This window comes from Candidatus Poribacteria bacterium (assembly GCA_009839745.1).
GTDB lineage: Bacteria > Poribacteria > WGA-4E > WGA-4E > WGA-3G > WGA-3G.
Genome location: VXPE01000109.1, coordinates 12,740 through 26,017 on the forward strand (window position 1 = coordinate 12,740; position 13,278 = coordinate 26,017).

The 13,278-nt window shown below is 48.3% G+C and carries 10 protein-coding genes; all 10 read left to right on the forward strand.

The features are described 5' to 3' along the window. The first annotated feature begins 60 nt into the window (after positions 1-60). Positions 61-1,143 (forward strand): hypothetical protein, encoded by a 1,083-nt coding sequence (locus F4X88_16610; protein ID MYA57905.1) that lies wholly within the window; start codon positions 61-63, stop codon positions 1,141-1,143. Between the two features lie 67 nt (positions 1,144-1,210). After that, the gene (locus tag F4X88_16615) at positions 1,211-2,236 is read left to right on the forward strand and encodes a hypothetical protein (GenBank protein MYA57906.1); all 1,026 of its coding nucleotides are present in this window, start codon (positions 1,211-1,213) and stop codon (positions 2,234-2,236) included. A 111-nt stretch (positions 2,237-2,347) separates the two neighbouring features. Next, on the forward strand, positions 2,348-3,655 hold the full coding sequence (locus tag F4X88_16620) for a hypothetical protein (GenBank protein MYA57907.1): 1,308 nt from the start codon (positions 2,348-2,350) through the stop codon (positions 3,653-3,655). 3 nt (positions 3,656-3,658) lie between these two features. Continuing rightward, the gene (locus F4X88_16625) at positions 3,659-7,570 is read left to right on the forward strand and encodes a hypothetical protein (GenBank protein ID MYA57908.1); all 3,912 of its coding nucleotides are present in this window, start codon (positions 3,659-3,661) and stop codon (positions 7,568-7,570) included. Positions 7,571-7,781: 211 nt separating this feature from the next. Continuing rightward, positions 7,782-8,126 (forward strand): type II toxin-antitoxin system RelE/ParE family toxin, encoded by a 345-nt coding sequence (locus F4X88_16630; protein MYA57909.1) that lies wholly within the window; start codon positions 7,782-7,784, stop codon positions 8,124-8,126. Then, complete coding sequence (locus tag F4X88_16635; protein ID MYA57910.1) at positions 8,119-8,448, forward strand: XRE family transcriptional regulator; 330 nt, start codon at positions 8,119-8,121, stop codon at positions 8,446-8,448. The genes F4X88_16630 and F4X88_16635 overlap by 8 nt, the downstream gene beginning before the upstream one ends. 34 nt (positions 8,449-8,482) lie before the next feature. After that, complete coding sequence (locus F4X88_16640; GenBank protein ID MYA57911.1) at positions 8,483-9,256, forward strand: glucose 1-dehydrogenase; 774 nt, start codon at positions 8,483-8,485, stop codon at positions 9,254-9,256. Positions 9,257-9,420: 164 nt separating this feature from the next. Then, on the forward strand, positions 9,421-10,221 hold the full coding sequence (locus F4X88_16645; GenBank protein MYA57912.1) for an SDR family oxidoreductase: 801 nt from the start codon (positions 9,421-9,423) through the stop codon (positions 10,219-10,221). A 21-nt stretch (positions 10,222-10,242) separates the two neighbouring features. Beyond that, positions 10,243-11,808, forward strand: coding sequence for an SAM-dependent DNA methyltransferase (locus F4X88_16650; protein ID MYA57913.1), 1,566 nt, complete (start codon positions 10,243-10,245; stop codon positions 11,806-11,808). A gap of 880 nt (positions 11,809-12,688) precedes the next feature. Further along, positions 12,689-13,231 (forward strand): DUF2806 domain-containing protein, encoded by a 543-nt coding sequence (locus F4X88_16655; protein ID MYA57914.1) that lies wholly within the window; start codon positions 12,689-12,691, stop codon positions 13,229-13,231. Positions 13,232-13,278 lie beyond the last annotated feature (47 nt).

Consider the following 13,278-nt stretch of genomic DNA (forward strand, 5'->3'; position numbering starts at 1 on the left):
GGAAAAACACTTCACTTCCTAAATCCACCTGACCGAACCGCAAGGAATGTTAAAAGAGGCATGCTACGCGCACCATCCACAGCGCGTAAGCCTAACCAACGGGCAGGCTGGATATACGGAAAAACACTTCACTTCCTAAATCCACCTGACCGAACCGCAAGGAATGTTAAAAATATGAGAAAAACGATTGCTATCTTTGTAATTGTTACTCTGACCTGTCTATTGACATGGAGATTTGTTCAATCCGATGGTCATGAACAACCCATGGAAGCTATGGACGAAAGCGAGATAATTTTGGCAGAGTACAAATGGAATGGCGAGCCGCATCAAATCTCATTGGCTGATTTGAACGCTGCCATCGCAGAATTGCCCGTTTATCGTCAGCAGAACTACGAGACTCGGGAAGACAAAGCCGAGTATCTTGAGGAATTGATAGATGAACGTCTCCAGATTCTTCGCGCTGCCGACGACGGATTCGATTCGCTTGAGGAACACGTTAAAAAGCTTGAGGATTATACCCATCAGCTGATGGTTGAAAAATTGACCGAGGCTGAAGTGGACGCGAAGATCGTCATTTCCGATGAGGACCTCATGGCGAAGTATCAAGCGAATTTAAGCGACTACATTGAGGAAGCCAAAGTTCGCGCAACCTGCATTACGATTGACGATGAAGATTTTGGCAATGAGACCCTTGATGCCATCAAAGCAGGCACAGACATCATTGAGATGGCAAAAGAACTCGGCGAAGCGGGTAAACTCGCCAACGGACCTGGCACCAATCAAGACGACCCAGGGAACACCTACATGTTTACCAAATCCGCATCACCGCGTTGGGCGGAATTCATTGACGCTGTCTTTGAGCAAGAGATCGGCGAAATAACGGATACCCTTTTTGAGGTAGATGTCAACGATGAAACCTTCTACCTCATCTTCCGCAAAGAAGAGCATCACCCCGACCGTCAGCAGGCATTCGATGAGGTCAAAGATGATGTCCGCAGAACCGTTGAGCGTGAAAAGAAACGCGCACGCATCAACGAATGGGTCTCCGAAATTACGGAAAAAGGTAAGTTAAAAACCTATCCTGAAAATATTCCGGAACCGCCGAAACCCGAAGAAGCGGAAACCGAGGAATCAGATCAGTAGTCTTTTCCCATTTTGTGGAAGCAACGTCCCCAGCCAAAGGGCTGGGTTGAGAAAAGGAGTTAGATAAATGCTCACAGGAGTTGCCCGCTTCATGGGCAGAATTTTTTCGTCGCGAATTGCCCCTTTACTTTTAATCGGGATCCTTGTTACGCACCCTGTCTTTTATAGCTGCGGCGATAAGGCGATCGGTGCTGATGGAACCGTCATCGCTGAATTTGACTGGAATGGTAAACAGCGCATCACCCTTGATGAGATGATGCAGGAAATTAGTGAACTCCCCGAATACAAGCAGCGTCAATATCAGGATAAAGAGGGGCTGGAAACCTATATGCTCCTCATGGCGGAGAGTCGACTCATCCTCAGTCTCGCCCGAGACGAAAAACTCAACGAAGACCCAGAGATCCTCAAAAAGGTTCAGGATTATCTTCACGAGTTGATGGTTAAGAAAATTACCGCGCAAGAGATCGACGACAAACTCGTTTTGACTGAAGACGACTACATTCAGCATTACGAAGCGAACAAAGCAGAATATGTGCGTCCCGCGCAGGTCAGACTTTCCTGTGTTACGCTCATGAACAAAGAGCGGGCTGATGAAGTTTACGCGCAAATCACGGGAGGCAAAGACATCCTTGAAGTCGCTCAGGAACTCTCCGACCGCGGGGAACTCGTCGGTCCCGGTGCGAATCCTTCTACGCCAGGGGACACCGACTATATTAGTCGGAGTGCCTTTCCTTCGGGAACTGAGCCTTTCTTGGATGCGGCATTTGCTGCGGAGATCGGTCAGATGCACGAGGGTGTCATTGAAGTCGACGTTCAGGGAGAGAAATACTACATGATCTTCCGAAAAGACGAAGCTCGCGATGAATACCAAAAACCGTTTGAGGAGGAAGACGTTCGTAAGAGTGTCATCCGAAAAGCGGAACGTGAGAAACGACAGGCACTTATGGACAGCTGGGTTTCTGAACTCCGAGAACGCGCCGAAGTCAAAACGTATATAGATCGCATCCCAGAGGGAGAATCTGAAGAAGCCGAGGCGGCATCGGAGGAAGAGCAATCCGAAGTGCCTCCCGTAGAGGCAGAACCTGAAGAATAACCCTCGGATGGAAGATAGGAAGAATGGAAGGATGGGTGCCCCCAACCTTCCAACCTTCCAACCAAATCCACCCTCCCAACCGAAGACTGATAATGGAGGCATCCATACATAATGGCTTGTAGAATAACTGCCTATCTCATGCTTATCCTACTACTTATTAGCAGTAGTGCGGGGAGCAGTGCGGCTCGCACCTTTGACCAAATCATCGCTTACGTTAATGACGATGTCGTGACCAAGCGGGAACTCGATGTCTTGGTGAATCAGCGTGCCATGGAACTCCAACAGGTTTATCGTTTCAGCGAACGGGAAGCACTCAACGAGGCAGAGCGACAAAGACCCGAATTACTGGACCGACTTATCAGGCAGATGCTCCTTTTGGAAGCCGCATTAACGCTGAAGGTTACCGTCAGCGATGTAGAAATTGAGCAGTACATCCAAGACTTTAAGAAGAGATATAAAATTGAAACGGACGAAGAATTTAAAAAGCAATTAAACAGAGAGGGTATGACACTCGTAGCGTTTCGAGAGCAGTCGGAGCGAAATCTCAAAGCAGAGAAACTTGTGATGGGAAGAATTGTGCCTCGATTGCAAGTCCGCGAGCGCGAGATCCAAGAATTTTTTGAGGAAAATCGGGATCAACTCCCCACTAAAACAGATAAAGTGCATTTACGACACATTTTTGTCGCCTTTGAACCGAATCAAGCCGATCGGGATGCCGCATCTGAAGTTGTGAAAAATGCTCTCAATGAAATCATAACAGGTAGCGCGACGTTTGAAGAGGTCGCACGACGCTACACCTCTCAGGAAAATCCAAGCTCACAGGCAGGAATTCTCATAGAAGCTACCACAGAGGAGCTCAAAAGGTTCCCAAAGATATTCCAGGATGTACTCACAACCTTGGAGGCTGGTAAATTCAGCGAGCCGGTTGAAGGAAACGAGGGACTCTATGTTTTCACTGTCGAAATGAAAACCGATAAGATGAGCGCATTTCGGTATCTCATTGTTCCCCTCACCCCGAGTGCAGAGGCTATGCAGGAAGCGCGCGAGCGCATTGTTAAAGTCTTCAAAAAACTGGAAAACGGTGAAGATTTTAATGCTCTCGCAGCAGCACATTCCGATGATACCGAGACGCGAGATAACGGCGGTGACCTCGGGATCCGCTCCTTAACTGAACTCAATCCTAAAACTCGGACAATCATTGAAGCCCTCGAACCCGACACTTACAGTCAGCCCCACGAAACCGAATCCGGTCTTCATATCTTTAAAGTCGACGAACGGAATAGTCCAAGCCTCAGTGAAGCAGAGAAACAACAGATTACTTCGATACTCCGCCAGCAGCGATTCCAAGAGGAGTGGGACGCATACACCAACAAACTCCTTGAAAACGCTTACATTAAAATTGAACTGAAAGATTTTTAATTTATGGCTTTCCGGACTGCTCTCCATATACCATTCGTCATTGCATGTCTCCTCGGTTTCCCAATACAATCCATTATTGCACAAGAGGCACAATCCGTTGCCCCCCCCGCGTCTGAAGAATCTACAGATCAGACACAGGAAGTGGGATCCGGCTCGGAACGCTTGAACCCGGAAACAGATGTCCCTGGAGAAGGCATGATCATCGGCGATGGCGACGATATGGCTATGGTGGGTAATTTCGTCCAAATTCACGGGAACGCGCTGATCAAATTTGAGGATGTCATTCTCCGAGCAGACCATATCTGGGCGGATTTCGACGACAACCTCATGCGAGCCTCCGGAAACGTCCACCTAAAGATTGGGAACGAAGAAACTTATTCCGATGAACTCATCTTTAACCTTGACAACAAGAAAGGGATTGCCCGAAACGGGTTCACTTTCAGCGACCCGTGGTACTTCGGGGGCAGTGAAATCTTTAAAATACAGGAAAATCGCTCCTATATTCGAGGTGCCTCCCTCACAACCTGCACACTGAAGCATCCGCACTACCATTTTAGTGTGTCCGAAGTGATTGTCCAAAAAGATCAGGAGATGATCGCCAAAAATATCGTTTTACGTATTGGTGGGTTTCCTCTCTTCTATTTTCCTGTTATTCGGCGGGACATACGGAAAGGTAAGATCGCAAAGATTATCGTTAAAATTGGAACGGATAGTTATCAAGGTCCCAACATCAGCATCATTTTACCTGTGGCACGGAAGCGTCGTTACGATGGGGCACTTCTCTACGATAGAAGCTCAAAGCGCGGACAAGGATTCGGGTTCGAAGGCAAATACCGATTCAATGATACACAGTTTCAAGAAATCTATATCCCGATTCCACCCGATGTAACACCCAACCAACGCACGAAATTAAAAGAAAAAGCAGATGAATTGCAGGATCGGCTTGACGGTGAATATGACCGTTATTGGCTGCGTCAGATTTTTATTGAATATAAAATCACTGAAGAGGATGTCAAGCGTGCAAGCGACAAGGCAGAAGAAGTGCTTGGGCAGCTCAAAGAAGAAGGGGCTGACTTCTCACAAATCGCGCAGAACAATTCTGACCATTTCGACACCCGTTACGATGGCGGCGATATGGGATTCCTCGTCCCCGGGGAAATTGACGAGGAGGGCAAACCCAAACTCGATCCAATTTTAGAGGAAGCCCTATTCGCACTACAAGAGGGAGAAATTAGTCCTATCGTCCAAACTGAATCTGCCTTCCACATCCTTAAAGCAGAACGGGTGCTTGATGTCTACGGCGAACGTGAAATTAAACTCCGCCGCATTGATATTGCTATTACCGCCAGTGAAGACACGGAATACGTCCTGCGCGAATTGGCAGATGACATGCTCAAACGTGCTCACGAAGGTGAACCGTTTGAACAACTGATCCATGTTCCTGAGCAATTCGCAGACCTCGCCGAACCGACCTTATCCGAACCAAATGAAGGTAATGGCTTGCTCTTAAACGAGATGGAATCCTCGTGGCGCTCCGCAGTGAGACGATTAGAGAATCCGGGAGACGTTATTGAACGGAGACCTATCACTATGCCTGAAGGTCTTTATCTTTTCCAATTGATTGAAAAAGAGGAGACTCCGAACTTCGAGGCACTCGCTGAACAGTTTGAAGCGGAGTGGGATACTTTCTACGATGACGTGATGAACCCTAAACCGGAAGAAACCGAAGGAGATGGCGACTCACAAGATATAGAGGCGGGTGAATCCCAAGACGCAACGGAAGAAGCGGTCAGTGATAAACAGTCAGAAGTCAGCAGTCCGTCCGAAATAGAAAGCAGTCCGGGGACAGAAAGTGAGATTGAAAACCAAAGGCAGGAGGCTGATGGCGATACCCTCGATACCGATGAAGATCAAACCGTAGAGCAAACCGAGGTGGACGATATCGATGAAGACGAAACCGTAGAGCAGGACGAGTCAGAGCGTGAAGTAGAAGGCGAAACGACTGCCGAGCCGTCCGATGACGACACAACGCCTGAAGACGCTGCTGAAGAAGATGATGCCGAAGAAGAGGAGGATGAACTGAAAGTCTATCGGAAACACGGTTTTCGGGGCAGGTGGGAGGATCCGAGTGCCGTTGCCTCAGATGCACAAAGGCTATACGCCGGTGAATACAGCAGCCGTCCTATTCAAACCAAAAAATCCTTCCGACTCATCAAAGTTGATAAAAAGAGAACCTACCGAGGCGATATTTATTTCTACGGCGCAGACCGGTACTCCTACGAGCGGCAGAACGCAACACGTATCGGTAGACGGTGGATTATGCGATGGGGACATACGCAATCCTTTTATACCCCATGGGATAGCCGGGCAGAAGGTAGACGCCCCATCAATTTCACTGGCAGAACGGAGTTGCAAGCCCGTAATTTCAAGGAAGAACTGAAACTCCCCGGAGAGTCCAGGCTGAACACTTTCGGAATACTCACCTATGGGACGGGTCTGTCTACTGTGTCTGACAACGATCGCGACGAGAATGGCAACCTGACATTTTCACGGGAAACCATCGGGGATATTACCGGTAGGATCGAAGTCCGACACGTTCACGATTTCACGGGTGAAGGCACAACTTCGCTACAGAAACTGCCACAATTTACTGTGAATTTCTCTCGGATGCGTGTGAGTGCACTACCGCTCCTTGGACGCCTCAATGACCGGATGGAAAGCGTCGCTGAAAAGTTCAAAACAGAAACACCGATTCTTTCACTTTTCACCGTTCCAACCCTTGAAAGCACCAGTTTCGACTTAGATGTTGAACTCGGGAACTTCTTTAGAGAGGTCTATAAGGGGAAAGAGGGTGATGAGAGAGATGTATATCTACAGACGTTGGACCTCGGATTCGATGTCCGTAAGCAGTCAACGCTCCTGATTACTCCCTTGCGGGAACTCCAAATGAGCCTTGATGTCAATACAAATATGATATGGCATGACCAAGACCAGCAGAAGAATCGGAACATTTTAAAGGGCGTTTATAGCTTTAACGGATCCGCCACAAACACGCTTTTCCGGGTATTCAACGTGGGTTATATTCCTGGACTCCGAAAGTTGAGACACGAAATCCAATCCTCACTCCGATTCAATTACCAGCCTGCTGTTGATGAAGATGAGAACCTCTATCCTTTCGGTCCCAGCACCTATTTCTATGAACGGAAAAGGCTCACCTATAACTTCAATACAAACTTTGAAATCAAGACCCGACGGAGCCAGTCGGCGCACCGTATCTTCTATTTTGATACCCGACTCACTGCTGATTTTACGGAGTTCGACCCATTGTATAGGCGGAAATATGAACCCATTGAGAGCGATTTCACATTCGTCCCGCTTCCGAGTCGGAACCTAAACATGACCGTCCGATTCACACACGACCCGAACCCACATCCCGACGATGGGAAACAGTTTAAGATGGTCGGGTTCCGGACGAACATCCGATACACCCGCCCCGCTTGGAACGTCAGTATCGGTAACTCTTTTAGCAAACGGCACACCTCCAGACGCGCCTCCCGATCTCTTACGGCTACTGGACGCTATCGGTTTAGCCAAGACCTCGAATTTGATGTGAGTCTTATCTATTACCCGATTGAGGGCCAATTCTATTCACAACGCATTAGTATGACGCGTAATCTCCACGATTGGAACCTCCGCATCTCTTGGAACCGTGTCGGCATTAAGCGCGAAGACTCGCCCTATAACAACGTCCGTCAGGACTTCACGTTCCAAGTCAATCTGATTCAGGAGCCTGCGGTTTCGATGGGTGTCGGTTATGACGCAACGACCGAAACGTGGGGACTCCACACCTTACCTGCAGGCGCGCCTTACAACGCATTCGGATCCGGAAGCTCGCTCGGCAGATCCTACTTCTAACCTGATTTGCTCCTTTGTAGCATAATCTTTTAGATTGTGCAGAGCACAAGATCAATCTATCAGCATATCTACGATTGCTACTACGGCGACGGGAAAAGCATTTATGCTGAGAATTGGCAGATGTAGGTGAGGAACCCATCTCCGAAAATGTTGTAAGATTTTGGAAGATGCGGTATAATATCAACGATACGGTAGAATTTTGGATCAAGCGATGAGAAATGTGAAATGGATTGGAGATTCGCGTGAGCGACTCCGGAGTTTCCCTAAACCTGCCCGAGAGGCAATAGGTGAAGCGTTACGTATCGCCCAAACCGGTGGTAAACATCAGAAGGCAAAACCTCTGATAGGTGTAGGTTCAGGTGTATTTGAAATCGCTGCCCGTTATGATACAAACACCTATCGTACTGTTTATACTGTCAAACTCGGTGAGAACATCTATGTGCTGCATGTATTTCAGAAAAAATCCACCCGTGGAATTCGCACCCCCAAAAAGGAAATTGATTTAATCAAGCAACGCCTGGGAATAGCACGAGAAATGGAGGCAAAAAATGAGTGAAGAAATAAAGGTTACGGAAAGTTCTGGCAATGTGTTTTTAGACATCGGTTTCTCTGAGGAAGAAGCGGAATATCATCAGTTAAGAGTAGACCTCGCCTTTGCAATTCACCGTCTTCTTGATCAACTAAAACTAACGCCATCAAAAGCAGAAGCACGCTTTGGACTCGATCCGAGTGATGTATCTCGCCTCAAGAAAATGGATTTTACAGATTTTACTGTGGAGCGGCTGCTAATGATCCTGAAGAAACTAAATCGTAACGTTGAAATTCACATTACGCCTTCGGATGGAACAGTAAGTCACCAGCGAGTTTTTGTGACCTAATGATGTTCCGTTATTTTGGAAGAGAGAGTCCGGAATGCTACTTAAGGATCGCATCTGCATTGTAACCGGTGGGAGTTCAGGGATCGGACGCGGCATCGCACTCGAATTTGCCCGCGAGGGGGCGCGGGTCGTTGTCATCGATAGACAGGAAACCCCACTCCGCGGCAAATACCACGAAACCGAGACCACAACCCCGACCGTCTCAGAGATCGAAAAACTCGGCGCAGCGGGACTCTTCCTCCACGCCGATGTCGCAGACGAAGCGCAGGTCGCACACGTCATTCAGCAAACCGTTGAACATTTCGGAGGGCTTGATGTTCTCGTCAACAATGCAGGCATCCATATCCCCGGCGGTGCGCAGGAACTCTCAATCGCGGATTGGGACAGGGTCGTTGGCATCAACCTCCGCGGGGTCTTTGTTGCGACAAAGCTCGCCATTCCACACCTGAAACAATCGAAATTTGGAAGGATTATCCAGATCGCCTCCGTTCACGCGTATGGGGGTGGAGCCGGACCAGCGTATGCCCCCGCGAAAGCCGCTGTCGTCAATATGGTTCGAGATACCGCTTTGGAAATCGGGCAATTCGGCATAACCGTCAACGCCATCTGTCCCGGCTACATCGAGACGGCGATTCAGGATTACCTCACTCCCGAACAGGTTGAAGAAGCGTTAGAGAAAACCGCCTTGCCACGTTTCGGTCTACCGAGAGACATCGGGCGCGCCGCGGTCTTCTTCGCCTCCGACGATGCAGAATGGGTCACCGGTGCTTCTCTGCTCGTTGATGGCGGATTCGTCGCAGGTTCTTAATTTTACCTTGCGGAAGAATGACGCGGGTTTCATCTTTGAAGTGTCTTTCTGACGAGCCACCTGCGTGTTTCTGCGTATTTCTACGTATTGTTGCAGGCTACTAATTGCGGGTAGGCACAAGACTTACCCCTACGTTCTTCTCACAATTAAGGACTCACAACATTATGCAAACAAATCCATGGGGAACAATCCGTTTTACAGATAAAGTCGCTTTGATAACTGGCGGTGCCTCCGGCATCGGCAGGGCAACAGCAAACCGTCTTGCCGCTGAAGGTGCCCACGTCATCATCGCCGATAAAAACGTCGATATGGCAAATCAGGCTGTCTCTGAAATCCAAGACGCAGGTGGGAAGGCACTGTTTATAGAAACCGATCTCGCCGATGACGAAAGCGTCCAAGCCGCGGCGCAGGAAGTCGCCGAAAAGTTTTCTGCACTCCATATCCTCGTCAATAACGCCGCTATCGCGAGAGGTGGTAAAATTGAAGACGGTGGATGGATTCCAAATTGGGAGCCCGAAACCGCAATCGGTCTTCGCGGGTGGGTCGTCATTACGCAGCACCTGTTACCGCTTTTGAAACAGGAAGGGGCGGCGATCGTCAATCTCTCATCGGAGGGCGGTTACCTCGGCAGACCCGGGGGATGGGTCTACGATGCGATAAAATCCGCGTTGGTCTCTCTCACGAAGACAATGGCGTATGAATTCGTCGACTACGGTATTCGTGTTAACGCTGTCGCACCCGGCTGGGTCGTTACAGAGATGCACTTCGGGAGGGCACCGGATCCTGCCGCACGTAAGAGGGAATTGGAGGAGACACCAATCAATTCCTGTATCATGAAACGCCGCTGTGGACCGGAAGAAATCGCATCTTCCATCGCTTTCCTCCTGAGCGACGATGCCTCTTACATCACAGGGCAAACGATACATGTAGACGGTGGACGCTGGGGAATGTCCGTCGGCAGATAAATTTTTCTCGGAGCAAGCCTTATGAACGCGAATCTTGCAGAAATCGAAAAGAGACTCTGGAGTGCTGCCGATGAGCTCAGAGCCAATTCACGCCTTCGGGCTTCGGAATACTCAACGCCTGTGCTTGGACTTATCTTTCTACGCTACGCCGATCATAAATTTACACAGGCTGAGCAAGAAATCAGCACGGAAGCCTCTACGAGCAGGCGGAGACGGACCGATCCGAGAACACAATACCAAGCGCGCGGCATATTTTACGTGCCAGAGGAAGCACGTTTTCAATACCTGCTGAATTTGCCCGAGAGCGAGAACATCGGACAAGCCATCACCGACGCCATGAAGGCGATAGAAGCAGAAAATCCTCAGGTTGATGGAGTCCTACCGAAAACTTACAATCGCCTTGAAAAGAACACGCTCCTCGAACTCCTCCGTATCATGGAGCAGATTCCTATGGATATTGAAGGGGATGCCTTCGGGAAGGTCTACGAATACTTTCTCGGTAATTTTGCCATGAGCGAAGGTCAACGCGGCGGCGAATTCTTCACCCCTACCTCCCTCGTTAAACTCATCGTCGAGATCCTCCAACCCTTTCACGGACGTATTTTTGATCCCGCCTGTGGCTCCGGCGGTATGTTTGTCCAAAGTGCTGAATTTATTCACAATCACCAGCAAAATGGAATTCAAGGGGATATCAGCCTTTACGGGATTGAGCGTGTCGCTGAGACGATCAGGTTGTGCAAAATGAACTTGGCTGTGCATGGACTCGAAGGCGATATTAGACAAGCCAACAGTTACTACGAAGATCCACATAACTGCTTCGACAAGTTTGACTTTGTGATGGCAAATCCACCTTTCAATGTAGATCGCGTGGATAGAGAACGTATCAAAGACGATCCCCGATTTCCCTTCGGCATGCCTCGCGTTGACAATGCCAATTACATCTGGATTCAACTCTTTTACAGTGCCCTCTCTGAATCGGGTCGGGCAGGCTTTGTGATGGCGAACTCCGCTGCCGATGCCCGTGCCTCTGAACTGGAAGTTCGAACCGAGATTATCAAATCCGGTGCTGTTGATGTCGTCGTCAGCATTGCTTCAAATTTCTTCTACACCGTAACCTTGCCCTGCACTCTCTGGTTTTTCGATAAATCCAAACGGGATAGTGAGAGACGCGATAAAGTTCTGTTCATAGATGCCAGGCATCTCTATCACACAGTGAGCCGCGCACATCGGGAATTCACGCCTTTGCAACTCGAATTTCTTGCGAACATTGTGAGACTCTATCGCGGGGAAGCTCCTGAAAACCAACATAGTAGCGCGGATTTCCTCGCCACCAAATTCCCAGATACGGAATACATTGATGTGCCAGGGCTTTGCAAAGTGGCTACGATTGCCGAAATTGAAACACAGGGATGGAGTCTCAACCCGGGTCGGTATGTCGGCGTTGCCGAACAAGCACCCGATGATTTCGACTTTGCAGAGCGATTTGGCGAACTCAACGAAGAATTAGAAATCCTAAATGCCGAGGCACATCAGTTAGAGGAACGCATCGCCGAAAACGTCACAAAGATTTTGGAGAGTAGCGGCTAAAGACTGTAAGTGGTAACGCCTGATTGTTGATAACCCTATACGGTAGGTGCGGTTTCCTAACCGCATCGGTCCGACTCAAAAAACGGATTATTCCATAAAAACCTTCCTCATCTCCATAAGGGATTTTGCTTGGGTGTTTCTCCACCATCTGTATAGCAGCGGGTATTTCTCTGAATCGCGGATTTATCGGATTTCACAGATAACACGGATTTTTTGCGTTTTTTGTAGTATCGTGTCTTCATCCCCGTAAGGGTGACCTCTGTGTAGAAAACGTTGATACCGCTAAAACAAAGCCCCGTAGGGGCGACATGTCTATAGAAACGCACACCTTTCTTAATATTCAACCCCGTAGGGGTGATATGTCTCTAACAGGTCCCCTAGCATATTACAGAAGTATTCAACGCTCCAGAACTCTTCGCTGTAGGAGCGAGCTCCGGCTCGCGATACCTCCGCGAAAATACACGAAAAACCGAAAACTGAATCCCTCCATAATACATGGTCAAAAATCTGGCAATTCTTTGATGAGGGTGATATAATATCATAGAGGAAACAACCGGAAAAATGGGCAATCATCTGTCCGCTAATCTGATCAATACACAACAAAAAGGGCTTCATAATGCCTGACGAAACAAAACCCGATCTACCCGCATCAACCAAAGATACATCAAATACTGGGCTTGACGTTGTTACCGATCTTACTTTGGATGCAACTATCCCGGCTCCAATCAGACGGAATGCGCTTAAGGCTTTTGACCGTCTTTGCTACGCTTTAATTGATATACCTGTTGGAGCTCTGGAACGAAGGTCTGCCGAAAAATGAGCAGAATCAGAAGCGCGTATTAAGATTATCAGGGAAAATGCAGACCAAATTGCACAACAAATGAAAGTTGACCCAGAATATGCCCGGACAGCGGTAAGCAAGTACGGCCAAAAAATACTTCGCGAACAGGTTAACCTTGATAACATCTCCGCTATTGCTGCCGATGAACTTAAGAGCACCGAATCTGATAATCCAACAAGTAAAAGCACAAATGAACCTAATCAAGAACAATCTGCTGATTCAATAAATCAGGAAACAAACAGCAGTGAAGAAAAGACAATCGACGATGTTTGGCTTAACATCTTTGAGAGAGAGGCGCGTCCACAGAGTAATGAGGAGGGACAACTTCTCTTTGGGCGCATCTTAGCTGGGGAAATCAGGAATCCAGGATCGTATTCATTCCCAACCTTAAAAACCCTCGGTGAGTTGGATCAAAATACCGCTGCGTTGTTCAAGAAACTGTGTTCAGCATGTGTTGTCCTTCAAATTCAGAATAATGAACATATTATTGATGCCAGAGTTTCTTCTCTGGGTGGAAATGCTGGATCCAATGCCCTCAAGAAATATGGTTTGGATTTTGGTCAACTCAATATATTATACTAAAGTTTGGACAATTTTAAGAATTAAGATGCAGAAAAGCAGAAAAGCAG